The sequence below is a fragment of the Exiguobacterium sp. s124 genome, from assembly GCF_018617485.1.
Lineage (GTDB): Bacteria > Bacillota > Bacilli > Exiguobacteriales > Exiguobacteriaceae > Exiguobacterium > Exiguobacterium aestuarii.
Map to the genome: position 1 here is coordinate 29,232 of NZ_JACSKH010000003.1, position 25,148 is coordinate 54,379.

The window sequence follows — 25,148 nt, forward strand, 5'->3', positions numbered from 1 at the left end:
TGAAACGTGAGTCACTTACTTATTCGAAACGCCCATATTTATCCGATTACCGCCCCCCACTTTTACGGAGACCTCCGTGTTCGTGATGGCAAGATTGTCGAAATGGCCGAATTACTCGATCCAATGGACAATGAGAACGTCATCGAGGCGGAAGGAAACTTTTTATTCCCTGGTTTTATTGATGCCCATACCCATCTCGGCTTATATGATGAAGGAACCGGCTCTGTCGGAAACGACGCAAACGAAACGGTCGAAGCAATGACACCTCACGCTCGTGCAATTGACGGCGTCTATCCGCTCGACGAAGGGTTTCAAGAAGCACTGATGGCTGGCGTGACGGCTGTTCAGGTCATGCCTGGAAGCATGAACGTCATCGGTGGTGTGACAAGTGTCATCAAAACGCACGGTCGCTACATTGACGATATGATTGTCCGCCGTCACGCAGGACTGAAGATGGCGCTCGGTGAAAACCCGAAACGCATTCACAGTATGGGGAAAACGGGTGACTTGACGCGGATGGGAATCATGGGCTTGCTCCGCGAGGCGTTTCGCACGGTTGGGTCGACGAAGACGATTGGTACGTTCGGGAGTCAGATGATTCAACTCGCCCTCGACCGCGAAATGCCAATTCGTGTGCACGCGCACCGCGCTGATGACATCCTATCTGTCGTACGCTTTGCAAAAGAGTTCAACCTCGACTATCGAATCGAGCATTGTACGGAAGGTCACCTCGTCGCGGAAAAATTACAGGAACTCGGTGTGAAACACGTCACCGTCGGCCCGACGTTCACGCGAAAGTCGAAGATTGAACTTCAAAATAAGACGTGGGAGACGTATCGCATCCTCCATGAGCACGACATGATCGTCTCGATTACGACTGACCATCCGTACACGCCGGTCCAATATTTGAACTTGTGCGCTGGACTTGCCGCGCGTGAAGGGCTACCCGTCGACATCGCGTTACGCGGGATCACCATCAATCCCGCCGAATCGTTGGGTGTCGCCGACCGAATCGGCTCCCTCGAAGTCGGAAAAGATGCTGATCTCGTGTTGTGGAATCACTTCCCACTCGACTACTTAGCGAAGCCGATTATGACGATCGTGAACGGTGAAGTTGTCTATAAAACAGACCGTGCCGAAACGCATCATGAGGTCGAATAATTTTCATTATTTTTCATAAGCGTTTTTACGCATAATTTACTTGCTTTTTTAAAAATACTATATAAAATTATCTTGTAACTTCATAAAGCAGCCAAGGCGGTTCGAACAGCGAAGCCAGAAGTATGCTTTCGTTACGACTATTCTTCAGCGGTCTGAAATAGGAGGAGGAATGTAAAGGTGCTCAAATTTCGTGAGCTTACCGACTGCGCGGAGTTGTTCGAACTGATGCAACACCCAGATGTCTTTCCGTATGTCCGTCAAAAGACGGTCCACTTTGACGAGTTTTTATTTAGCACGAAGCAAATCATCGAGCTAGAGGAGCAAGGAAATATCATCTCACGTACCATCACGAACGAGTATGGCACCCCGATTGGGACGATCAGCTTGTTCGATGTCGAATCCGGTTATGGATTCCTTGGCACGTGGCTTGGCAAGCCGTATCACGGCAAAGGTTATAATCAAGTTGTGAAAGAGGCGTTCTTCTCAGAACTGTTCTTCGAGCTTGACATTGAAAGTGTGTTCTTAAAGATTCGTAAATCAAATGAACGTTCGATTGCTGCTGCAGAGAAACTCCCGTACGCGTTTTGCGCGAACGAGATTCGTTCTGAACTGCTCGCCGAAATCAACCAAGGTGATGTGGAATATGTTTTATATGAAGTATCCAAGTCGAGCTTCCAGCTTTACTTGCATGCCCTTCACATCCCAGAATACGAAGTCCCTTACGAGGCACAACTCGAAGCATGAGCCAATTCTGTCAAAGAATTGGCTTTTTTGTGGCGTTTTTGTGTGGATTTGATGGAGGTAACTTGTCTGAGCTGAATAAATCTGTTCTAATTCGAAGAGATAGGTATGATAAAGGTATGAGGGATTCATCACAACTCTCGTTAACCGTTTCGTAAAGGAGAATGGCATATGTCAGAATCAATGTTTCGTATCCTCGTAACTGATGACGAAGAACAAATGCGAGATTTACTTGTATCAAATTTAGAAAAAGAAGGGTATGAGACGGTCACCGCCTCAAACGGTCTTGAAGCGATCGCACGCTTAAAAGAAGAGACGTTCCATCTCGTCTTACTCGACGTCATGATGCCCGAACTTGATGGATTGACGGCCTGCATGCGCATCCGGGAGTTTTCGAACGTTCCCATCATTCTATTGACAGCACGCTCGGAAGAACTCGACCGCATCCACGGTTTAAAAATCGGGGCAGACGACTATATCACAAAACCGTTTAGCCCACGCGAGCTACTCGCTCGCATCGAAGCGACGTTACGTCGTACACACAGCTTTTCAAAAGAACAAGATGCGACGTTTGACGTCGGGATTCTCTCCATCGATATCGAAGGTCGCGCCGTCAGCGTGAAAGGGAAAACGATCAACTTGACTCGAAAAGAGTTTGATTTACTCTACCTGTTTATCACAAACGACGAAAAAGTGTTCTCCCGTGAACAGCTACTCGATCAAATTTGGGGAACCGAATACCACGGCAATCTCCGCACAGTCGATACGCATATCAAGACGCTACGCCTAAAACTCGGTGAGGCTGGAGGTTACATTCAAACAGTATGGGGCATCGGATATAAATTCGAGGCAAACGTATGAAGCGATACACGATCCGGAAGCGGATTTGGATTACCATCTGGACAGCCAGCCTCTTCTCAGCGTTCGTGTTTCTGATCATGACGTTCTATTTGTACGACAAATTTTATATTCAAACGCAAGAAGAACTGCTCATCAATCGCGGAGAGAAACTCGTCACGATTTATAAGGCCGACGGTTTCTCTGACGCGTTCGCCGACAGCATGACATATACGAACGAACTGACCGAAACGAAAGTGTTTCTCTCCTCGGTTCGAGAGGATACACTCGGCTCCGGTAAGACGTTTCTACGGCAACAAGATCTCGAACGCCTCCAGGACGGGTATGCGATTTCTGTCACGCGAAAGCACCCGACCGAGGACGTCGACATTTTGATGACCGCTTTCCCACTCATACGAGACGGGGAGCTCGATAATGCGCTGATCCTCTACATGGAACTCAGTAAAATCAGTGAGCCATTCCAACCGATTCGGCTCATGATCACGTTTTTACTCGTCCTCATGATTGTGAACTTGCTCATTTTCGGTAAACAGATTATCGATACGATCATCCAACCGCTCATTCAGATGAAACGCGCCTCTCAAGTGTATGCACAAGGTGATTTTTCACACCGCATCCCGATTGTGTACGATGATGAGATCGGTGAGTTGGCAGATACGCTCAACTCGATGGCGGAATCGCTCGGACTCGTCGAAGAACAGCGAAAAGAATTTCTCGCTAACGTCAGTCACGAACTCCGTACCCCACTCTCCTACATTCGCGGGTACACCGAGATGCTTCAAGATGATACCTTGGATGAAAAAACACGGGCCCAATATTATGACATTATCGAAAACGAGACGAACCGACTTCAGCGCCTTGTCACGGACTTACTCGACCTCGCACAGTTAGAGCGCGATTCCTATCCGATGACAAAAGAACCTGTCGTTTATTCACAAGTGCTCGAAGACGTCCTCTATCGTCTCGAACCGATTGCTCGGGCAAAAGGTGTGACAATCGAATCCGATTTAGACTTTGATTTGATTATTCTGGGTGACCATGACCGACTCGAACAAGTCATCGGTAACCTTCTCGATAATGCCCTCCGCTACACAGAGGCGGGCAAGACGATTTATGTGAAGACGTTTGCCGAAACGGACTATGCGATCACGGAAATACGCGATGAAGGTCGGGGCATTCCGAAAGAAGATCTAGACAAATTGACGGAGCGTTTCTATCGCGTCAATAAATCACGAACACGACAAGATGGTGGGACCGGTCTCGGTTTGGCCATTGCGAAGCATATCATCGAACGACATGAAGGATCGCTTCACTTTAGTTCAGAAGTAGGTAAAGGGACGACTGTCACGGTCGGCTTGCCACTTCTGCCTGAAGATGATTTCGATATGTAAAAAAGGCAGCCTCGATGGGCTGCCTTTAAATGTCTTTCCCTTTATATTGATTGACCGACTCTTGTTCGAGCCGCTCTCGTTCGGCATGAGTCTGCGGGTAACCGTTCGCCTGCCATTCGGCTCGATGACTCGAATCGAGTTGCGTGAGACCTTGCTCCGCTTCATCCTGATTCGCATCTACGCTCTCCCGCTCGTCCATCTTCTGCCACGTGTCTTCTTCATCACGTTGCGAAAGCAGTGCCACCACTTTTGGTGCAACGAGCGCAGCACCAGCAACACCAAGTACAATCCCCATCAATACTTTACGATCCATCCTGTCCCCTCCTTCACTATGAAGTCTTCATTCCACCATTTCATCATCTTAAAACCCAAACCGAAAACGTTTACAACATTTCAAGGAGTGGAATCCTTAGGGGGAAGGAGGCGATTGGATGGAAAAGAAACGACCTACCTCGAAGCGTCCGTTCGATAATCCGGACGCTGTCGATACGGACAAAGAGAGTATTTTCGATGAGGACGGCATGCAAACCGTCGACCCGATTCCCGTCGAAGAGTTGAATGAACGGATGAAGGACGAGAAGAACAAACGTCACTCCAAAGATGATTCGGTGAGTGAAAAGAAATATAAAGACAAATAAACAAGCTGCGGACGAATCGTCCGCAGCTTGTTTACGTTAAGTCCTTCGGTGAAAATCCGTAAGGTAGCATTTCTTCTTTTGTCATCACTTTTGTGTCACCGTTCAAGTTTGCGAGAATTAAGGTGAAATCCTCTCCCGCGAATTCGGCGATGACTTGACGGCAAGCCCCGCATGGTGAAATCGGACCTTCCGTGTCTCCGACAACCACAACTGTTTCAATCGAGTCGCTACCTTCCGAGACTGCTTTGAAAATGGCTGTTCGTTCAGCACACATCGATAGTCCGTACGAAGCATTCTCTACGTTACAGCCTGTGATTTCTTTACCCGATGCATCGATGACAACGGCACCGACGTTAAATTTAGAATACGGTGTATAGGCGCGTTTGCGCGCTTCAATGGCTTTATGCACGAGTTCTTGTACGCGTTCTTGTGAAATCATTGGATGTTCCTCCACTTCTATATTTGAGAAGAAGTCTGACATCTGAACTATAACGTGAAAACGCTTACTTGACAAGCCTTTTCACGGACTCGTCAATATTTTTTCTTTTTCTTTTTCTCGAACACGACGACCGATTCGACGTGAGACGTCTGTGGGAACATATCATACGGTTGAACATAATTGACCTTGTATCCCGCTTTCATCAACTGATCGGCATCTCGCGCGAGCGTCTGTGGGTTACATGACACGTAAACGATTCGTTTCGTCTTCGACGAGATAATCGAGTTGATCAATTGATGATCCATACCCGTACGCGGCGGATCGACGACAACGACGTCAGGAATCCAGCCATCTTTCACCCAACGTGGGATCCAATGCTCGGCACGTCCTTCGACGTATGTGACATGGTTATAGCCATTTTCACGCATATGATCATTCGCATCTTCAACCGCTTCTGGGACGACTTCCATTCCGCGAATTTCTTTCGCGTATGGCGCCAACCAAAGACCAATTGAACCGACACCTGCATAGGCGTCGATGACACGTTCTTCACCCGTAAGCCCTGCAGCTTCAACGACTTCACGATACATCTTTTCTGTTTGTGCCGGATTTAACTGGAAGAATGCGCGTGGTGACAGATGGTAATGAACGTCATCGAGTTGTTCATCCATTTTCTCTTGACCTGCGATATGGACCGTCCGATATCCGAAAATCACACCTGAGCGATTTGCGTTGATGTTGATATGGAATGAGACGACGTTTGGCAATGCCATGATCCGATCACTTAATTCATCTAAATCCGGCACATCCTCGTGTCCGACGACCAACACGACTTGTACGTCATTCGTTTTGTAACCTGAACGCACGACGACCGTCCGAGCATAACCCGTGTCACGGCGTGCATCGTAGACGGGGATGTCGAGTTCGTTTAAAATACGGACAATCGCATTGTTGATGTTCGTCGTGTCACGTTGTTGGACCATACAGTGCTCGATTGGCACGAGATGGTTCGAGTTCGGTTTGTAAAGTCCAGATACGATCTCCCCACGGCGTGTGCCGAGCGGGAATTGTGATTTATTGCGATAGTACCACGGGTCATCCATGCCGATTGTCGGACGGATATCCGATTTCTCCACGTTCAGTTTTGTCTTTTGACGGAAGGCGTTTCGAACAATTTCTTCCTTATACTCCATCTGTAGACGTGAACTCATATGTTGGATTTGACACCCACCACACTCGTCGTAAATCGGACAAGGTGCTTTGACGCGGTCCTTTGAGTCGTTATCACGCTTGACGACGCGTGCCTCCGCATAGTTTTTCTCGACACGTGTGATTTCGACTTTTGCTCGTTCTCCCGGCAATAAGTTTGGAATGAAGATGACCATGCGATTGATCGTCGCGATGCCCTCTCCATTTATGCCAAGTCGTTCGACTGTGACATCTTTAAAATCTCCTGTAATTAATTTCAATCTGATTCATCCTTTCGAGACGATTGTTCTAGGTCTTTGGCGTAACGCACAACTTTGGCGCGCAACGAATCAATGTCGGCTAACAGGCGATGTAAATCTTCAGGTGTCGTATGCTCGTCTAGCGTATTGACTGATAGACATAGCAATTCCGTTCTCGATTTTAGGACGTTCATCTTTCCGGCGGTATCTGTACGTGATTTACCCATCTTGTAATCGCTCCTTTGGTTCGTGACAAAGAGTTGCTATTATAGCATACTATTTCGTGTAACTTGATGAAAAGGTGGAATCCACATGCAAAACATCTCCCCAACCTTCGACCCTTGGGAAGCCTATCTCGACCAAGTCGAACATGGTCGACTCGTCTTATCCAACGTCGAAGTGACAACAACAAAACTGTGTAATATGCGCTGCGAGCATTGTGCGGTCGGATATATGCTCGATCAAACAGAAGAACCGGAAGTCCCGCTCGAACTGTTGATTCAACGATTAGATGAAATCGAACATTTACGCGCCTTCTCCATCACAGGTGGTGAACCGATGTTATCGATGAAATCGGTCCGCAACTATGTCGTTCCGTTATTACGCTATGCGAAAGAACGTGGGGCACGTACGCAAATCAACTCGAACTTGACGCTACCGTTATCTCGCTATCATCTTATTACCCCTTACTTGGACGTTTTGCACATTTCGCATAACTGGGGCACCGATGCCGATTTCCTCGAAGGTGGGTTCGCGATGATGGACCGGAAACCGAGTGAAGAGGCGCGGTTAAAAATGCTTCAAACGATGAAAGATAACGCCCGTGCCTTAACGGCTGAAGGAATCATCGTGTCAGCAGAGACGATGATCAACAAACGGACGATTCCTCACCTAAAAGAAATTCACGAAGAAATCGTCTCACTCGGTTGCCAACGTCATGAAGTTCACCCAATGTACCCAGCAGACTTCGCTAGCGCCCTTGAATCGGCGTCACTCGCTGATACGCGACAAGCGATTCACGATTTACTCGATGTCCGAGACGAAAACGTCTGGATGTTGTTCGGCACATTACCGTTCTATGCTTGTTCTGACCTACCGGAAGATCGCGCCTTATTGAAACGACTTCATGAATCGAAAAATGTGACGGTCCGCAACGACCCGGATGGCCGTTCACGCCTCAACACAAACATCTTCGACGGTCAGATTATCGTGACTGATTTCGGTGACGAGCTCGGTACGCTTGGTACCGTCTACGATACGTCATTCCAAGAAGCGTACGATACGTGGTCGAACAGTCAATTGAACGCCACTCTTTCTTGCCATTGCCCAGCCGTCAAATGTCTCGGACCGAATGCACTCGTCAAACAAGCGTATTATCCGACGGTTGATTTCCAATCTCGCAAAGCTACCTCGTTTTAATTATTTCGATTCGGGAAATGTTCTGTATATTAACTGAATCGAGGTGTGTGCAGATGACAGCGATTTATGTATTCATGATTACTGTAATGGCCATCATCATTTTCGGTGGTACACTCAGTATTTTATTGACAGCCGCATTCGTTTCTGAAAAAGTAGAGCATGATGAAATGTTCAGTCAAGGCAGTTGGGATGATGAGTTGCTACACTTAAATCACTCTCCACAACCGATTGACGACACGAAAAGCTGAGAACCTTCTCAGCTTTTTACTTTGACTTCATGAGGTGAATCCATGCTCCGCTTTCGTTTTATGATTTTATTATTGATCGTCTTTATTTCCGGCTTGATTCAAGGCGCGCTCATTCCACTTTTATCCACGCTCATTGAGCGTGACGGGGCTCCGGCCTGGGTGAACGGCTTGAATGCGACGATGCTCTATGTTGGAGTCATCGTCTCTGCTCCACTCCTTGAGCGGTTCGTCCGAAAATACGGATTCCGACCGACGATCGTCCTCGGAATTTTATTAACCGCCTTTGCGACCTTCGCTTTGCCGATTTGGCCATCACTACTCGTTTGGGCGATGATGCGTTTCTTTATCGGGTTTGGGGACTCCGCCCTCCACTACGGTTCACAAGTGTGGGTAACCTCCTCTACCGACAAACGCAGTCTCGGTCGAGCGATGGCGTATTACGGGATGTCGTTCAGTCTTGGTTTCGCCGTCGGTCCGTTACTCGCACCACTTGTTGATGTATGGTTCTGGTTACCGTTTCTGATCATCGTCTTTTTCTGCCTCGCTTCACTGATGCTCGTCTTTAAAGTCGAGAATGAGTTCCCCGAAGTCGAGAGAGTGAAGACGGACTCGAAGGGACGCATTCGGTTGATCCTAGTCGGCGCAGGATACACGCTTCTCCCCGCATTTACATACGGCTTTCTTGAAGCGAGCTTAAATGCCAACTTTCCGATCTTCACGTCACGGAACGGAATGAGTCTAACAGAGACGAGTACACTGATTACGACATTTATCGTCATGTCAATCGTCGTTCAACTCCCCCTTGGTCGACTCGCTGACTTGTATGGGAAGAAACGAATTTTGCAAATCGTCCTGACATTCGGAACACTCGTGTTCGCCTTGGCAAATGTTGTCGTCGATCACTATGTCGGACTACTCCTTCTATTCGCGCTAGCCGGCGCGGGGCTAGGGTCGACGTATTCACTCGGATTAGCGCACATGACAGAGGTACTCCCTCGATCCTTGCTCCCGACCGGAAATATGCTGTATAGCATCTCTTTCAGTATCGGTTCGATTTCTGGACCGATGATCGGCGCTTACTGGTTATCGCTTCCGAAAGAGATTTACTTCCTCATGTACACGTTAATCTTAGGCATTCTTGCATTACGACTCTTTACATCAACGTCGAAGCCAATTGATATATAAAGAGGCAGATGGTTCCCATGAACCATCTGCCCTTTTTACTCTACAACTCGATCCATTTCATCATCGTTCAACTGCAAAGCTTGGATGAACACCTCATCTAGTGCGAACGGCTCCGTGTCTAGTGAAGCGAGCACTTCTGATTTCAACGTCACCTCTACGACACGATCTTCGAACTGCCATCTCGTCTGAATGTCGTCCCCTTGTCTCGTTGCGCGGGTCGCCACCGGACCGTGACGTTCTTTTAAACTTTGACTCACGCACTTCATCACGTACTTGACGTACTCATCTTTCGGTTGACGCGAGATGAGTATATTACGGACGATTCGATTTCTAGTCATTGTTTTTCCTCCTTCCTTTGAATGATTGCGTACGCAAGTCTTTGCAAACGAAGACCGATTTTTCGAACTTTAATATTCAGAATTTTTAATATATTTTGTCATGGGATTTCAATTCCGTCAACCGCGTCTCTTTTTCAATGACTTATGCGTTGTTTTTTAGCACGCTTTCCTTGAAAGTAAGTCGATAAATAAATCCCTACGATAACGAACATGAGTCCGACGATCGCGTTCCACGGAATCGTTTCGCCGAGTAAAATACCTGACAACATGACACCAAATAAGGGAACTAAGAAAATATAGAGTGAAATCCGACTGACGGGATTGTATTTCATCAACGTGTTCCACAGTGTAAACCCAATCGCCGACAGCATTGCCAAATAGAAGAGGAACGCAATCGTTTGGCCGGTGTACGGCATCGAGACTCCACTTGGGTCCAACAAGTAACCGATGACGAGTAATCCAATCGAACCTGTAACCATTGCCCAAGCTGTCATTGGAGCAACGTCATATTCTTTCGAATAATCCTTCGCAATCAAGTTCCCGAACGCACCCGACACCATCGCTAAGATTAGTAAAATCTCACCTAACCCAAAACCAAACTCCGAACCGGTTGCTGGCCAGTTTGCGATGACAATTCCAGAAAACCCAAACGTTAAGGCAAGCCCCTTCAAACGATTCAACTTATCATCTTCATAACGGATGTGGGCGAGTGCCATTTGGAAGAACGATGTCGATCCGGCGATAATCGATCCTTGTACGCCAGTCGAAATCGAGAGCCCGATATAAAAGAACAAGTATTGAAGGAACGTTAAAAAAGAACCGAGATGCGCATACGCCTTAAACTTCTTAGGCGTCAACCGAATCGATCGCTTCAACACTGTCTGACTGATAATCAGCAGAAGAACTCCGGCGAGTAAGAAACGTTCGCCTGCGAACAGCAGCTGTTGACCATATTCGTTCGACTGGATGTCCAACTTTTCATAGCTCAGTTTGATGAACGGGAACGCACTCCCCCATAACAACGTATTAAAAATCGCCAAAAACGCCACTGTCCATGGGCGCTGGAATATATTTTGCATGACACAAAAACTCCTTAATCTTTTTATTTGTGAGTCGAAGATGAGCGTGTTAAAATAAACCTAGATAATAATTATTATAAATAAACAAAACGCATCATCTAAAGGTTAAATCCATATTTTAAGCCAATTGAAGATGATAATCATCATCAATCATTATCATTTAATCGAGACTTATTCTCAATTAGAAAGAAGGGATTCTATGAACGTCCAATCGGTTACACACGAAAAAAGCCACGTATTCAAACGGGCTAGCTGGTACGAACATATCGAATTGATTATGGCGCTCATTAGCGGTGTATTGATTGTACTCGCTTATATCGCCGAAACACAAGGCGGAACTCCTTGGATTCACGTCACGCTTTACTTAACCGCCTTTCTCATCGGCGGATACGCAAAAGCGAAAGAAGGAATCACGGACACGTTTGAAACAAAATCTCTGAACGTGGAACTACTCATGATTATTGCCGCCATCGGTGCCGCATCGATTGGCTATTGGATGGAAGGCGCCATTTTAATTTTCATCTTCGCCTTATCCGGTGCACTCGAGACGTATACGATGAATAAAAATGAGCGTGCACTCGAATCTTTGATGGAACTACAACCTGAACAGGCAACTCGCCTCACTGCTTCTGACGAACTTGAAGTTGTCCACATTGACGACTTGAAAGTCGGGGATCGTATCTACGTCCGCCCTGGCGAACGCATCCCGGTTGACGGACGCATTTTGAAAGGTAGCGCATCTGTGGAAGAGGCTGCAATCACAGGAGAATCTGTGCCGGTCGACCGACAAATTGGAGATGACGTGTTCGGCTCAAGCGTCAACTTAAACGGTGTGTTGACGCTTGAAGTGACAAAACTCGCAACCGAGACGTTGTTCCAAAAAATTATTCAAATGGTTCAGCAAGCGCAAGAAGAAAAATCACCTTCTGCACAATTTATCGATCGTTATGAAGGACGATACGTTCAAATTGTACTCCTATCCGTCACGGCCATCATCTTACTGGGACCGTTTTTCACGTCATGGTCTCTTGAAACGAGCATCTATCGAGGAATGATCCTTCTTGTCGTCGCATCTCCTTGTGCCCTCGTTGCCGCGATCACCCCTGCCGCACTAGCAGCAATTGCCTCATCCGCAAAACACGGAATCCTTTTTAAAGGCGGTGCGCACATCGAGAACATGGGGCGCCTGAAAGCAATCGCCTTTGATAAAACAGGAACGCTCACCATCGGGAAGCCGATCGTTCAAGAAGCGCTCATCACCCCTGATTTACAAGAAGTCGACGTCAATCGAATCGTCAGTTTGATTGAAGAACATTCAATGCACCCTCTCGCAGAGGCCCTCGTCTCTTATACAGGAAAACATACCGGAGAGATGACGCACTTTAAAGACATCACTGGTTCCGGTATCGAGGCAACGATTGACGGAACGACGTATCGCGTCGGTAAGCAGAAGTTCGCTGACCGAAGTGGTGACTTCTTTAAAGAAGATGTGGAACGATTGAAAGAAGCCGGCCACACGCTCGTCTTTATTAGTGATGACTCTCGTACAATCGGGGCATATGCCCTCCGTGACACGTTGCGCTCCGAGGCAAAAGGTGCAATCCAACGTCTAAATGACCTTGGGATCGCGACAATCATGATTACCGGAGACAATGAGGCGACTGCCCGTGCCATCGCAAATGAGGCTGGATTGACGCGCTATATTGCCGAATGTTTACCAGAAGAGAAAGTCTCACAAATCAAGGCATTACGTGAAGAGTACGGTTCAATCGGGATGATTGGTGACGGTATTAACGACGCCCCAGCACTCGCGACCGCTGACGTTGGAATCGCCATGGGCGAAGGAACCGATGCGGCTCTTGAAACAGCCGATGTCGTCTTGATGAAAAACGACCTCATGCGCTTGAGCGACGCCATTCGCCAATCACGCAAGCTGAACCGAATCGTTCTACAAAACGTCGTCTTTGCGCTCGGTGTCATTCTCGTCCTCATCGCCACAAACATTTTCGAGTTGCTGATCATGCCGTTCGCAGTTGTCGGGCACGAAGGTTCTACTATCCTGGTCATTTTGAATGGACTTCGCCTTCTCACCTCTTCATGGGAATGACTCATTCGACAAAATGGAATCGATGATTGAAACGATATGTCGATTTCGTTATAATTGAAACAATGTGTCTAATTGACTGAAACAAATCGAAAGATTGGCTAAAGGTGGTACAAGATATGAATACGATTGCAGTCATCGGCAAAGTGTTTGTCGATATTAAAGGAACGTCTTTCGCACCGCTTCATAAAGATGCGAAAAATGTTGGCGACATCACTTTTTCCAATGGCGGAACAGGTCGAAACGTTGCTCAAAACTTAGGTGTACTCGGTAATGACGTTCGCTTCGTCTCAACTGTTACGAACGACCAGATCGGTGTCGGTGTTCTCGAAGAGTTACGTGGTTTACAAGTCAACGTCGATGGTGTCGATATGCTAGAAGACAACGGGATGGGCATGTGGCTCGCCGTCATGGATAACAATGGCGATCTACAGACTTCGATTTCAAAACAACCTGACGAAGCACGAATGGAAGAAGCCATTCTACGTCAAATCGACACGGTCTTTAAAGAGAGCGACGCTGTCGCAATCGACTTAGACTTATCGGTGAACGTCTTGAATGAAACGATTGAACTGTGCCGTGAGATGGACTTACCACTATACGGCGTGTGCGGCCACCTTTCAGTCATTGAACGGAACCGTCATCTCCTCCAAGGCTTCACCGGATTCATCTGTAGCCGGGAAGAAGCGGAGATCTTGTCCGATATGTCAATCGTCACGGTAGACGACGCGCTACGTGTCGCCGAAGTACTCGCCATGAAAGGTGCTCCGCTCACCATCGTCACGATGAGCGAGCTCGGTGCGGTTTATGTCGACCTTCGTACGAATGAACAAGGTCATGTCCCGACAACGAAAGTGAAAGTAGCCGACTCCACTGGAGCCGGTGACTCATTCTTCTCCGCTGTCATCTCGGAACTGATGAAGCAGCATCCAATCGAGGATGCACTCCGTCTTGGAATGCGTGTCGCAGGAAAAGTCATCGCGTCACACGAAAATGGGTTGACGCAAGACATGTATGATTCTTTAGAACAACCTACGCAAAAATGAGTTGGAACGCATCGGCGAATCGTCGATGCGTTTTGTGCAAAATTATAGGAGTGAAAGGAACGATTTCAGTGGTTCGAACGAAATTAAGAAGTGCGATCATTCTAATGAATGACAAAGACGAAATCGCTTTGATTCGTCGCGAAAAAAAAGACGTCTTGTATTATGTATTCCCCGGGGGCGGAGTCGAATACGGGCATACGACTGAAGAAACAGCCGTCCGTGAAGCGTATGAAGAACTCGGCGTTCACGTCGAGTTAGAAGGAGTTGCTGCCTACGTCGCCTTTAATAATGAGTTGAACCCTTACTATTGGGCGAAGATGACAGGTGGCAAATTCGGTACCGGAACGGGCGAAGAGTTTCAAGAAGAACAGACAAACGGATCGTATACCCCGATGTGGATCAAGCGATCGGCGTTACCTCATCTTCCGGTCCGCCCCCCATCACTCGCTGAAAAACTTGCCTCAAACGACACTCGCTTTTACGATTTGACGCTAGCCGAGGATTAATCATGTGTATCCTCGACCGAATTCGGGAAATGATTTTCTAACGATCGAGTCAGGAGGGTTTCATGATGGCAATGACAGAAGTAAAGGAAAAAAAGAATTGGTTCGGGTTTGGAAAAGAGTTATTCCGTCGTTTTAAAGAGCATGACGTACAAGACTACGGGGCCACACTCGCATTTTTTTGGTTTTTATCGATTTTCCCCGGCATCATCTTCATTTTGGCACTCTTATCATTTTTTGATATCTCACAAGATTCATTCCAAAATCAATTAAATGATTTGGCACCAGGATCCGCCGCTTCCGAATTTTTGACAAGTATTTTTGACGCAATCGGGGAGCCACGGGGCGGTCTCTTATCACTCGGTGCGATTTTAGCCATTTGGTCCGCCGCAAAAGGGGTCGACCGCCTCATCACGACTTCCCTACACGCGTATGGCGAGGACAATGAACGTAATTTCTTTGTCAAAAAAGGATTGGCGCTTGGAATGACGATTTTACTCGGAATCGGGATGTTACTCCTCATTATCTCAAACGTGTTCGGGGCGCAAATCATCTCATTCGTCACCGAATATTTACCCGTCAATATTACCGGGGCCGAGGAGATGATGATCAACGTCTTCCGTTACGTTCTGACAACAGTCGTGCTGATTTTGACGCTTTCGATTTTTTATAAAGTATCACCACAACAACATGTATTCTGGAAAAGTACGATTCCCGGAGCCATCTTCGGTGTGATTGGATGGCAGCTTGTTTCCTTCGGGTTCAGTCTATACGTCTCGAACTTCGGAAGTTACGATTCTACTTATGGATCGCTCGGTGGGATCATCGTCACGTTGCTCTGGTTACAACTGACTGGAATGATCATTTTAATCGGATCTGAAATTAACGCGACGTGGATGCGTTTCTTTAAAACGCCAAGCGAACAAGAATATGAACGTGATTTTAAGAAGAACAAAAAGAAAGCGAAACAAAAACAAGAAGAGGATGACTATAAAGACATCCCGACGAATACGTATGGGTAATGTTAAAAGGAGCGCGTTCAAGTTGAACGCGCTCCTTTCTTATGCTTCTACCGGGTCAAGACGCCCCGTCGCCGGGTCAATCACGAATCCATGCACGTTCGTGCCTGGTGGTAACAATGGATGATTGTTAATCAGGTTAATCGAATGAACGACGTTCTCTTCGACCGAATCAAAACCATGAAGCCATTGCTCCAAATCCATCCCTGACGACTTCAACGTCTTCAATGTCTGAGGATCAATCCCCCGTCTTTCCATCTCTTCAATCACGACGGACGGTTCAATCGCCGCCATCCCACAATCGTAATGACCGACCACGACGACTTCTTCCGCGCCTAATGCATAAAGCGCCACTAAAATTGAACGCATGGCTGAACCGAATGGATGCGACAAGACGGCACCCGCATTTTTGATGATTTTAGCGTCTCCGTTTTTAAGTCCTAGCGCTTGAGGTAACAGTTCCGTCAAACGTGTGTCCATACACGTTAAAATCACAATTTTCTTATCTGGAAATTTATCAGATACGAACGGTTCGTACTGTTTTTCCTCTACGAAACGTTTATTGAATTCAAGCATTTCTTTTACGACTGACACGTTAACGCCTCCCCTTTTCTCACATCACAAATCTTGAAACAATTAGTCCGACGACCATCCATGCCCCGAACAACGTATTCACTTTTGCCGTCATCGCCATCGCAGGCATCAATGCGGCCGGTTCTGCTTTTTGCCAAAACCGTTGAATCGCCTGAACCATCACTGGCACGGTGAGGAGCGATAACAAGACCCATGGTGTGACTTCATAATACATCACGGCGACGATGATGCCGACTAATGCGGCGACAAAGAATGCTGCGAGTACATATACCGCACGTCGATGTCCGACTAGGCAAGCAATCGTTTTTCGGCCGTTCTCTTTATCGTTATCAAGGTCACGAATATTGTTCGCAAGTAAAATCGCTCCAATTAGCAACGCCATTGGGAACGATACGAGCAATAGCTCCGTCGTCACCGTATTGATTTGGATGTAGCCAGCGATTCCAATGATGACATACCCCATGAATAGACCGGCGACAATTTCACCAAACGGCGTATACGCAATCGGTAACGGTCCTCCGGTATACAAGTATCCAACGAGCATAGATAGTGCACCGACCCAAAGCAAATGCCAACTCGTAGACGCTGCGATGTAAAGTCCAAGCATTGCTGAGACAGCATACATGCCTAGGGCGATTGAAAGGATCTGTTTCGGCGTAAATCCGTCACGCACGATTGACCCACCAATCCCAATCGACCCTTCATGGTCTAGCCCACGCTTATAATCATAATACTCGTTAAATAAGTTCGTCGCGATTTGAATGAGGACTGACGCGACCAGCATCGCAAGAAAGAGCCCCCATTTCAGTTCGGTTTGATCGAGGACGATAAACGTCCCGAGCAAGACCGGAATAAAGCTTGCTGTCAGGGTATGCGGGCGAATCATTCGCCAATATGCCCCTTTTGATTTCTGTTTCATTTCGTTCCCTCCCTTCGTTAGTTTACGTCTCGATGAAAAAATCTGTCAACGCCAGCCGTCCATCTCACATCCCTTACAATTTCTCGAGCATTTCATAGGCAGGTGGATTGCGAACTCGTGATACACTAAAGAGTGAGAATTCTATCGGATTGAGGAGGCTTTTCTTTTATGCCAGATACTCAAACACATATAAAACAACGAATCGAGCAAGCCCATAAACGGGCGCGAGCTTGGCAACGACCTGTCCTCGCATCATATACATGGGAAATTTCTGCGTTCGATGCGTTTCAAATCATTCAAAACACGGATACGTCCCACTATTATTTCATGACACCAGACCGTACGCTTGAAATGCTCGGTTGCGGAGATGCGCTCGTTTTGAGTGCTTCTGGAACAGAACGATTTCAGCGACTCCAGTATGACTGGAGTCTCCACCGACGAGATGTCGATGCAACTATTCATGCGTTTGCCGGCTTTTCGTTCGATACTTTCATGCGACCACAAAAGAGTATGTGGGATGCCTTTGGGGAGGCATCACTCGTCGTCCCAAAATTTTTATACCGTCGTTATAAAGACCGACATACACTGACAGTCGCGACGCTCGTCTCTTCAAAACAATCGGTGGAACAGTATTTGATTCAATTGGCTGACCAATTGGCTCAATTCAGCTCACTTCATCCTACAGAAGAATCGACACCGACCTATTCGAAAGTAAAAGATGGCGTGGACCACTTTAAATCGAGTTTCCAACAGGCGAAGCAGTTAATTGAGGAAGAGCGCGTCGAAAAAATCGTCATCGCACGAGAAGAAATTTATCAACGCTCCGACGACGCATTTCCTTTCGCGAAAAGCTTAAAGCATTTGGCGGACCATCAAGAGTCGAGTTATATCTACTTATATCAACCAAAGCGTGACGTCGGGTTCTTTGGAGCGACGCCTGAGCGACTGATTCAAAAAGAAGGCATGCAACTGAACACGGCTGCCATCGCTGGGACGACCAAACGTCCTAAAACTGAGATTGAAGCAGAACTCGCGAAAGAACAGCTACTGAATGATACGAAAAATCGTGAAGAGCATCAGATTGTTGTAAAAGACATTAAGCAAGCTTTGACACCATATACTGCACCGATTCATACGAGCGAGACACCGCAAATTTTAGCGAATCGGTCGGTATTCCATCTGCATACGCCTATCCAAGCGACACTCGAAACAAACGCTTCCTTGATGTCGTTAGCGGAGTCCTTACACCCAACACCAGCACTCGGCGGCTCACCGAAGCGGACATCGGTCCGATTGCTTCGTGAAATCGAGCGTTTCGACCGCGGATGGTACGGTTCCCCATTTGGTTGGGTCGACAACGAAGGTGATGGCGAGTTTGTCGTCGCCATTCGCTCGGCACTCGTTCAACATCAATTCGTCGCACTCTATGCAGGATGTGGCATCGTCAAAGACTCTGCACTCGAGCAAGAACTCGAAGAGACCGAAATGAAAATGAGTCCAATCAAACAAGCTTTGCAGTTTGATTCGCACGATTAAGGAGGCACCCCACATGAATAAGATGTTGACCGACTGGGTAGCATCCATGGTGAATCGACTTGTTGAATCTGGCGTGACAGACGTGGTCATCAGTCCAGGTTCTCGTTCGACCCCACTCGCGATGGCGGCTTATTTGCATCCGCAAATTCGTCACCACATCATTGTCGACGAGCGCTCCGCCGCATTTTATGCCCTCGGTTTGACGCGTTCGACGGACACCATTCGTCCTGTCGCACTCATCTGCACGAGCGGGACGGCTGCGACAAACTATTATTCTGCCGTGACAGAAGCATTCATTTCGCAGTTGCCACTCATCGTCTTAACGACCGATCGCCCATATGAACTCCGGAATGTCGGGGCACCTCAAGCGATTAATCAAGTCCGGTTATACGGTGAACAAGTAAAGATGAGTCTCGACTTGCCCGTACCCGAAGAAGCAACGCTTTCATTCATGCAACAGACGGTGACTCGGTTCACGAACCTTGCCATGCAGGCCCCGATTGGACCGGTTCACTTGAATGTTCCATTCCGAGAACCGTTACTTCCAGACCTCGAACAGTTAAAGCGACTTCTGAAAGGTGAACCGACTAAACCGGAAAGACAGAGCATTCGCCCAACAAGTGCCGACCGAGAACTCTTTTCGGAACGAACGAATCACAAACAACTCGCTTTCGTTGTCGGACCTTACACTCCGGTTATATGGCATGACACCATTTACGAATTTGCGATCGAACGCAATATTCCGATATTTGCCGATCCACTCAGTGGGATGCGTCGCTTCGATGGTGTGTTAACGAACTATGACACGTGGCTCGCAAGCGAGTACCGCACTGACTGGTTACCTGAGGTGTTCATCCGCTTCGGTGCCGCACCCGTCTCAAAACGGTTCAATCAATGGATATCGACGACGGAACAACTCGTGATTGAAGAGCCAGGCTCTTATCGCGATCCGAGTAGCCGCGCGACCATCTGTTACGGAGACGCACTCGACTTTTTACCACTCATTGAATCGATCAATGAACCGCGCTACGTCGAACGACTACGCTTCTTCGAAGATGTCGCAGAGTCGGCAAAACCTTCACTTCAAGGCGAAGCCGAATTGACGAAACGACTACTCGATACGTCAATCGAACGTCTTTTCGTCAGCAACAGTATGCCGATTCGTGATGTCGATACGTCATTATCAGCCGGAACAGCCGTACAAGTTCTCGCCAATCGAGGCGCAAACGGGATTGACGGCGTCCTATCGAGCGCACTCGGCAGCTGTTACGATACGTCTCACGCCGCTCTATTGATTGGCGATTTGGCATTCTACCACGATAGCAACGCCTTACAACTGTTGAAGGGACACCCTGGAAAGTTTTCAGTCGTGATTTCGAATAATAACGGCGGAGGGATTTTCTCTTTCTTACCTCAAGCTTCCATCGATGCCCAACTATTCGAAGACTTGTTCGGAACACCGCTCGATTTAAACATTCGTGGATTTGCTGAGACATACGGGTTGTCCTATCGTTTGATTGAACGACCGGATGAGATTCAAAAAGCGATTGAAGATGGCATTCACTTGATTGAGTTCCCATCGAATCGTGAGCAAAACGTGGCGATCCACCGAGAGTGGACGCAGTCTGTCTGCGCTCGCCTCATCACGGAGAATGAAGCATGAACATCAGCTTGCGAGGGATCCAGTATGAGGTGAGCGTTCGTGGGGCAGGAAGACCGGTGTTGTTCTTACACGGGTTCACGGGAAATGCCCATTGGATTGATTCGCTACCCGCGATGCCAGTCCGACACGTGTCACCTTCCCTTCTTCAACACGCCGCAACTGAACATCCTACCGTCAATCGGTCGACGATGAGTCAACAAATCAAAGATTTGTCATGCTTACTCGATTTGGACGAACGCCCTTGGACGGTCGTCGGTTATTCACTCGGCGGGCGAATTGGATTGACACTCGCCGCATGTGACAAGCGCGTCGAACATGTCATCGGAATCAGCACGACACCTGGTCTTCGCTTTTCAAGAGAGCGGGCAACTCGTCGACGTCAAGACGAAGAACTTGCCCGATTCATCGAAACCGAAGGACTCGCCACATTCGTCAAGAGATGGGAGAACCTTCCGCTTTGGCGACAGACGGAGGACATGAAGCGTTCACTCAGGGAGGATCGACTTGCACAACACCCCACTGCGCTTGCGAACAGTTTGCGGGCGATTGGAACAGGTCACATGCCTTCGCTATGGGGCGCACTGCACCACCTCCCTCGCATCGACTTGATTGTCGGAGCAGAAGATTCTAAGTTCAAAGCGATTGCAAAAGACATGCAGCAAGAACGGTCCGATATTAAAATCTATGAAATTTCAGATGCTGGGCATGCTCCTCATATCGAGAATGCACCAGAGTTTGGTACAATAATAAAGAAATTGATTTTAGGGGGTATTTAAAATGGAATCAGTAGCGAACTGGACATCGGTCCGTACGTATGAAGACATTAAATATGAAACATGGAATGGGATTGCTAAAATCACCATCAACCGTCCAGAGGTACGCAACGCGTTCCGTCCGTTGACGGTTAATGAATTGATCGATGCATTCGCTCGTGCACGCGATGATAAGGAAGTCGGCGTCATCATCTTGACGGGTGAAGGCGAAAAGGCATTCTGTTCAGGCGGAGACCAAAAAGTTCGTGGTCATGGCGGATACGTTGGAGAAGATGAAATCCCACGCTTGAACGTCCTCGACCTTCAACGCCTCATTCGCGTCATTCCAAAACCGGTCATCGCAATGGTAGCAGGATTTGCAATCGGCGGTGGACATGTCCTTCACGTCGTATGTGACTTGACAATCGCAGCGGACAACGCTCGCTTTGGACAAACAGGTCCTAAAGTCGGTTCGTTCGATGCAGGATACGGTTCTGGTTACTTAGCTCGCATCATCGGTCATAAGAAAGCTCGTGAAATCTGGTACCTTTGCCGTCAGTACGATGCACAAGAAGCACTCGAGATGGGACTCGTCAACACGGTCGTACCACTCGAACAACTCGAAGCAGAAACAGTCAAGTGGTGCCAAGAAATCTTACAACATTCACCGACTGCGCTTCGTTTCTTGAAAGCCGCGATGAACGCGGATACAGACGGTCTTGCTGGACTTCAGCAACTCGCTGGAGACGCAACGCTTCTCTACTACACGACAGATGAAGCGAAAGAAGGACGCGACGCGTTCAAAGAAAAACGTGACCCTGACTTCGGTCAATTCCCACGTTTCCCTTAATTTTTTGAGAGAGTAGCGAATCCGCTACTCTTTTTTTGGAGGTTGATGACATGCTTGAATGGATTACTAAACACCCGGCATCACAAATCGCACTCGTGACAAACGAGGCAAAACTAACATGGGGAGTATTGCGTACAGAGAGTCTGAAACTTGCCCAATATATTCACGAACAGGATTCTACTGCCGAACGGATTGGCATATTCGCTAAAAACAGTAAAGACTATGTCATCGCCGTCCATGCAGTGCATCTACTCGGCAAAGTGCTCGTTCCGTTCAACACACGCTTGACCGAAGAAGAAGTACGCATTCAGTTGAAGACAGCAAAAGTCGACTTGCTTCTCATCGATCACAAGATCGATTTGCCCGTCACACAACTTCTGATGACATGTCGGGCTAGTTCATGTTTTACCGGGACACATGAGTGGAAAGAAAATGAAACCATGTCCCTCATGTTCACATCTGGTACGACGGGGCGGGCCAAAGCCGTACAACAAACATATGGAAATCATCTCGCAAGCGCACGTGCCGCTGAAGCACATTTGGACTATCGCTCATCCGACCGCATGCTCACGGTGACGCCCCTCTTCCACATGAGCGGGCTATCTCAAGTGTATCGGAGTGCAATCATCGGTTCGACGCTTTACGTCGAGCCCCGTTTCGATGTCGAACGAACTCTTCACTTAATTGAAACAGAAGGCATTACACAGCTGTCACTCGTCTCCATCATGCTTCAGCGACTGCTTGATGCCGGACTTGAAAAACACCACCTTCGTACGTTACTCGTCGGAGGCGGACCGGTCCCCCGCCCTTTATTAGAAGAAGCAGAGCGACGACAGTTACCGATTGCTCAAACATACGGGATGACCGAGACGTGCTCTCAAGTCGCCACATTGCTTCCGAGCGAGGCGCTCTCGCATATCGGTTCGAGTGGTCGAGCCATCGCTCCGACCATGATCCGAATCAGTCAGGACGGGGAAATTGAGGTAAAAGGACCGACTGTGACGAGTGGATATTTCGAACAACCTGAATCAGACAACTGGACACCCGACGGTTACTGGAAAACAGGTGATCTCGGAACGATGCGGGACGGGTATTTGTATGTACACGACCGCAGAAGCGACCTCATTATTTCCGGTGGCGAAAATGTATACCCCGCTGAAATTGAGGCGGCCATGTTTCGATGTGCAGGTGTCCAAGATGTCGGTGTCACGAAACAAGCACACCCGACTTGGGGAGAAGTCCCGCTCGCCTTTGTCGTCGGTTCATATGATCCAACTGAGATGCAGGGGATTCTCGATTCTCAGCTAGCAAAATACAAACATCCGATTGCAATTTATCACGTTCCTGACCTCCCCCGAAATGCGAACGGAAAACTAATGCGCCATCGCTTAAAGGAGCTACTGCCATGATCAAACGTGCTGACCTTTCCATCGTCCCTTTGACATTTAAACACCCAATCGTAACGGCACATGCCGTGTTATCCGTAAGAAGAACACTCATCCTTCGCCTAGAGACCATAGACGGTGTTATCGGTTACGGTGAAGGGGTCGCTTTTGAGACGCCTTGGTATACGGAAGAAACAACCCAATCTATGATCGATACGTCAAAACTGATTCTCAATTTATTAAAAGGGATGACGGTCACGACGGACGTATTCCCAACACTCGTCTCCTCGATTATCGGTCATCGAATGGCAAAAGCGATGTGGGAAAGTGCCTTATGGGAGATTGAAGCAGCCCGCGCGAACATGTCACTTAAAGACTATATAAAAGCGGGAGACACCGTTTCCTGCGGTAGAACGATTGGGATTGGATTACTCCATCAGACGATGAACTCGATTGAAGCAGCGCTAGCCGATGGTTTCGAACGAATCAAATTGAAATCTTCCCCTCATGAACTGTTACCGGCACTGCGCGAGATTCGGGCCGTCTTCCCGGACGCACCGCTCATGATTGACTTAAACGGAAGTGCAACCAATCAATCCACAGAATGGTTCGAACAAATCGATGCCCATCGGTTATTGATGATTGAACAGCCATACCCGAGCGGTCAGTTCGTCAAATCAGCAGCTCTCCAACGAAATCTAACGACACCGATTTGTCTCGACGAGTCGATTACGTCTCACGACGATGTGGAGACGATGACGCAACTCGGTGCGGGTAAAATCATCAACATTAAACCTGCTCGCGTCGGTGGCTTAAGTGAAGCGTTAACGATTCGAGAACACGGGACCCCATACTGGGTCGGTGGGATGTATGAGTCAGGGATTGGAAGATATCATACGCTCTTATTCGCCTCGCTCAGCGGCGCGAGCTTCCCGGCGGATATGTCGGGCACGAGCGCTTATTTTGAGCAAGATTTGCTCGATACACCGCTCGAAGTCGAGAACGGGAAATTGATTCTCCCAGATTCGGTACAGCCGGACTGGCATGTGATTGAACAACTGAGAGAAACAAACATCTCGCTAACTTAGGCGATATGTAAAGGAGTTATTATGAAAAAAATCGGGATGTTGGGCGGTATGAGTTGGGAGTCTTCACTCGAGTATTACCGCATCATGAACGAAGAAGTAAAATCCATATTAGGTGGGACTCACTCTGCAAATTGTCTACTGCACTCCTTTGATTTTCACAGGATTGAACGATTACAGCATGAAGGAAATTGGGATGAATTGACGCGTGTCATGATTCATGAAGCCCTCAACCTGAAAAAGGCAGGCGCTGAACTCATTGTGATTTGCACGAACACGATGCACCTTATGGCGGATGCCATCGAAGTCGCCACATCCCTTCCCGTCCTGCATATCGCAGACGTTACGGGACAAGCCATTCGACAAGAAAATCTAAAAAAAGTGGCGCTTCTCGGTACACGATTCACGATGGAAAGTTCATTCTATCGCGATTTGTTGAAAGAACGGTATGAGATCGAGTTAATGATTCCAAATGAAGAAGATCGACAACGCATACACGACATCATTTATGATGAGCTGATTTTTGGAATCACAACAGATGAAAGCCGCCTAATCTACACACGTATCATTGAATCGTTGCAGGTTGCTGGCGCAGAAGGTGTCATTCTCGGATGTACAGAAATCCCGCTGTTGATCCAGCAACAACATGTTTCCATCCCACTCTTTGATACAACGTATATTCACGCGACAGCAGCCGTGCGCAAAGCTCTCGAACAACAATGAATACAGAAAAGGTGCGGTTCACGA

Annotated in this window: 27 protein-coding genes; 19 read left to right on the forward strand and 8 right to left on the reverse strand. The window is 47.8% G+C overall.

Features of this window, described 5'->3' with window-relative positions; translation table 11 throughout:
• The first annotated feature begins 6 nt into the window (after nt 1-6).
• The 4 genes from KNO85_RS12400 to KNO85_RS12415 all read left to right on the forward strand — a co-directional run bounded on the left by KNO85_RS12400 (nt 7) and on the right by KNO85_RS12415 (nt 4,151).
• Complete coding sequence (locus tag KNO85_RS12400) at nt 7-1,161, forward strand: amidohydrolase (RefSeq protein ID WP_214790520.1); 1,155 nt, start codon at nt 7-9, stop codon at nt 1,159-1,161.
• 177 nt (nt 1,162-1,338) lie between these two features.
• Nucleotides 1,339-1,905 carry a GNAT family N-acetyltransferase gene (locus KNO85_RS12405; protein WP_214790521.1) on the forward strand — a complete coding sequence of 189 codons (567 nt, stop codon included), beginning with the start codon at nt 1,339-1,341 and terminating at the stop codon, nt 1,903-1,905.
• Nucleotides 1,906-2,073: 168 nt separating this feature from the next.
• The gene (locus KNO85_RS12410; protein WP_214790523.1) at nt 2,074-2,763 is read left to right on the forward strand and encodes a response regulator transcription factor; all 690 of its coding nucleotides are present in this window, start codon (nt 2,074-2,076) and stop codon (nt 2,761-2,763) included.
• Nucleotides 2,760-4,151, forward strand: coding sequence for a sensor histidine kinase (locus KNO85_RS12415; RefSeq protein ID WP_214790525.1), 1,392 nt, complete (start codon nt 2,760-2,762; stop codon nt 4,149-4,151). Before KNO85_RS12410 ends, KNO85_RS12415 begins: the two co-directional genes overlap by 4 nt.
• Before the next feature lie 25 nt (nt 4,152-4,176).
• Here the strand turns inward: KNO85_RS12415 and KNO85_RS12420 are convergent, their stop codons facing one another.
• Nucleotides 4,177-4,464 carry a hypothetical protein gene (locus tag KNO85_RS12420; protein WP_214790527.1) on the reverse strand — a complete coding sequence of 96 codons (288 nt, stop codon included), beginning with the start codon at nt 4,462-4,464 and terminating at the stop codon, nt 4,177-4,179.
• A 118-nt stretch (nt 4,465-4,582) separates the two neighbouring features.
• Here KNO85_RS12420 and KNO85_RS12425 point away from each other — a divergent pair, with 118 nt between their 5' ends.
• Nucleotides 4,583-4,789, forward strand: a complete 207-nt coding sequence (locus KNO85_RS12425) for a hypothetical protein (protein ID WP_214790529.1) — start codon at nt 4,583-4,585, stop codon at nt 4,787-4,789.
• A gap of 31 nt (nt 4,790-4,820) precedes the next feature.
• Here the strand turns inward: KNO85_RS12425 and KNO85_RS12430 are convergent, their stop codons facing one another.
• The 3 genes from KNO85_RS12430 to KNO85_RS12440 form a co-directional block, all read right to left on the reverse strand.
• The gene (locus KNO85_RS12430; RefSeq protein ID WP_251125702.1) at nt 4,821-5,228 is read right to left on the reverse strand and encodes a cytidine deaminase; all 408 of its coding nucleotides are present in this window, start codon (nt 5,226-5,228) and stop codon (nt 4,821-4,823) included.
• Between the two features lie 92 nt (nt 5,229-5,320).
• Nucleotides 5,321-6,697 carry a 23S rRNA (uracil(1939)-C(5))-methyltransferase RlmD gene (gene rlmD / locus KNO85_RS12435; protein WP_214790532.1) on the reverse strand — a complete coding sequence of 459 codons (1,377 nt, stop codon included), beginning with the start codon at nt 6,695-6,697 and terminating at the stop codon, nt 5,321-5,323.
• A complete protein-coding gene (locus tag KNO85_RS12440) occupies nt 6,694-6,903 on the reverse strand; it encodes a hypothetical protein (RefSeq protein WP_015880867.1) in 210 nt (69 codons plus the stop codon). Before KNO85_RS12440 ends, rlmD begins: the two co-directional genes overlap by 4 nt.
• An 85-nt stretch (nt 6,904-6,988) precedes the next feature.
• On the opposite strand from KNO85_RS12440, the gene yfkAB reads away from it, so the two are divergent.
• Genes yfkAB through KNO85_RS12455 form a run of 3 tightly spaced genes read left to right on the forward strand, consistent with a single transcriptional unit; the run spans nt 6,989 to nt 9,528 of the window.
• Nucleotides 6,989-8,095, forward strand: a complete 1,107-nt coding sequence (gene yfkAB, locus KNO85_RS12445; protein WP_214790534.1) for a radical SAM/CxCxxxxC motif protein YfkAB — start codon at nt 6,989-6,991, stop codon at nt 8,093-8,095.
• Between the two features lie 53 nt (nt 8,096-8,148).
• Nucleotides 8,149-8,343 carry a hypothetical protein gene (locus KNO85_RS12450; RefSeq protein WP_214790536.1) on the forward strand — a complete coding sequence of 65 codons (195 nt, stop codon included), beginning with the start codon at nt 8,149-8,151 and terminating at the stop codon, nt 8,341-8,343.
• 42 nt (nt 8,344-8,385) lie between these two features.
• Nucleotides 8,386-9,528 carry an MFS transporter gene (locus tag KNO85_RS12455; protein ID WP_214790538.1) on the forward strand — a complete coding sequence of 381 codons (1,143 nt, stop codon included), beginning with the start codon at nt 8,386-8,388 and terminating at the stop codon, nt 9,526-9,528.
• 35 nt (nt 9,529-9,563) lie between these two features.
• On the opposite strand, the gene KNO85_RS12460 is transcribed toward KNO85_RS12455, so the two are convergent.
• Together KNO85_RS12460 and KNO85_RS12465 are read right to left on the reverse strand one after the other, a co-directional pair.
• Entirely contained in the window at nt 9,564-9,866 is a 303-nt protein-coding gene (locus KNO85_RS12460) for a hypothetical protein (RefSeq protein WP_214790540.1), read from the reverse strand.
• A gap of 134 nt (nt 9,867-10,000) precedes the next feature.
• On the reverse strand, nt 10,001-10,945 hold the full coding sequence (locus KNO85_RS12465; protein ID WP_214790542.1) for a DMT family transporter: 945 nt from the start codon (nt 10,943-10,945) through the stop codon (nt 10,001-10,003).
• A gap of 199 nt (nt 10,946-11,144) precedes the next feature.
• Here KNO85_RS12465 and KNO85_RS12470 point away from each other — a divergent pair, with 199 nt between their 5' ends.
• The 4 genes from KNO85_RS12470 (at nt 11,145) to KNO85_RS12485 (ending at nt 15,620) form a co-directional block, all read left to right on the forward strand.
• Nucleotides 11,145-13,052: a heavy metal translocating P-type ATPase gene (locus KNO85_RS12470; protein WP_214790544.1), complete on the forward strand. Its 1,908-nt coding sequence runs from the start codon at nt 11,145-11,147 to the stop codon at nt 13,050-13,052.
• A gap of 116 nt (nt 13,053-13,168) precedes the next feature.
• Entirely contained in the window at nt 13,169-14,095 is a 927-nt protein-coding gene (locus KNO85_RS12475) for a carbohydrate kinase family protein (RefSeq protein ID WP_214790546.1), read from the forward strand.
• Nucleotides 14,096-14,163: 68 nt separating this feature from the next.
• Nucleotides 14,164-14,601: an NUDIX hydrolase gene (locus tag KNO85_RS12480; protein ID WP_214790548.1), complete on the forward strand. Its 438-nt coding sequence runs from the start codon at nt 14,164-14,166 to the stop codon at nt 14,599-14,601.
• Nucleotides 14,602-14,666: 65 nt separating this feature from the next.
• Nucleotides 14,667-15,620, forward strand: a complete 954-nt coding sequence (locus KNO85_RS12485; RefSeq protein ID WP_214790550.1) for a YihY/virulence factor BrkB family protein — start codon at nt 14,667-14,669, stop codon at nt 15,618-15,620.
• Between the two features lie 39 nt (nt 15,621-15,659).
• Here the strand turns inward: KNO85_RS12485 and KNO85_RS12490 are convergent, their stop codons facing one another.
• A complete protein-coding gene (locus KNO85_RS12490) occupies nt 15,660-16,193 on the reverse strand; it encodes a beta-class carbonic anhydrase (RefSeq protein ID WP_074033130.1) in 534 nt (177 codons plus the stop codon).
• A gap of 37 nt (nt 16,194-16,230) precedes the next feature.
• Nucleotides 16,231-17,130, reverse strand: coding sequence for a 1,4-dihydroxy-2-naphthoate polyprenyltransferase (locus KNO85_RS12495; RefSeq protein ID WP_214790552.1), 900 nt, complete (start codon nt 17,128-17,130; stop codon nt 16,231-16,233).
• 168 nt (nt 17,131-17,298) lie between these two features.
• Between KNO85_RS12495 and KNO85_RS12500 the strand changes: the two genes are divergently transcribed.
• The 7 genes from KNO85_RS12500 to KNO85_RS12530 are packed head-to-tail and all read left to right on the forward strand — an operon-like array spanning nt 17,299 to nt 25,124.
• Nucleotides 17,299-18,666, forward strand: a complete 1,368-nt coding sequence (locus tag KNO85_RS12500; protein ID WP_214790554.1) for an isochorismate synthase — start codon at nt 17,299-17,301, stop codon at nt 18,664-18,666.
• Between the two features lie 13 nt (nt 18,667-18,679).
• On the forward strand, nt 18,680-20,329 hold the full coding sequence (menD, locus tag KNO85_RS12505; RefSeq protein ID WP_214790556.1) for a 2-succinyl-5-enolpyruvyl-6-hydroxy-3-cyclohexene-1-carboxylic-acid synthase: 1,650 nt from the start codon (nt 18,680-18,682) through the stop codon (nt 20,327-20,329).
• Nucleotides 20,326-21,105: an alpha/beta fold hydrolase gene (locus KNO85_RS12510; RefSeq protein WP_214790558.1), complete on the forward strand. Its 780-nt coding sequence runs from the start codon at nt 20,326-20,328 to the stop codon at nt 21,103-21,105. Before menD ends, KNO85_RS12510 begins: the two co-directional genes overlap by 4 nt.
• Nucleotide 21,106: 1 nt before the next feature.
• Entirely contained in the window at nt 21,107-21,931 is an 825-nt protein-coding gene (gene menB / locus KNO85_RS12515) for a 1,4-dihydroxy-2-naphthoyl-CoA synthase (protein WP_026826750.1), read from the forward strand.
• 50 nt (nt 21,932-21,981) lie between these two features.
• Nucleotides 21,982-23,340 (forward strand): o-succinylbenzoate--CoA ligase, encoded by a 1,359-nt coding sequence (gene menE / locus KNO85_RS12520; RefSeq protein ID WP_214790560.1) that lies wholly within the window; start codon nt 21,982-21,984, stop codon nt 23,338-23,340.
• Complete coding sequence (gene menC, locus KNO85_RS12525; protein WP_214790562.1) at nt 23,337-24,404, forward strand: o-succinylbenzoate synthase; 1,068 nt, start codon at nt 23,337-23,339, stop codon at nt 24,402-24,404. Before menE ends, menC begins: the two co-directional genes overlap by 4 nt.
• Nucleotides 24,405-24,425: 21 nt before the next feature.
• On the forward strand, nt 24,426-25,124 hold the full coding sequence (locus tag KNO85_RS12530; protein WP_214790564.1) for an aspartate/glutamate racemase family protein: 699 nt from the start codon (nt 24,426-24,428) through the stop codon (nt 25,122-25,124).
• Nucleotides 25,125-25,148: the final 24 nt, after the last annotated feature.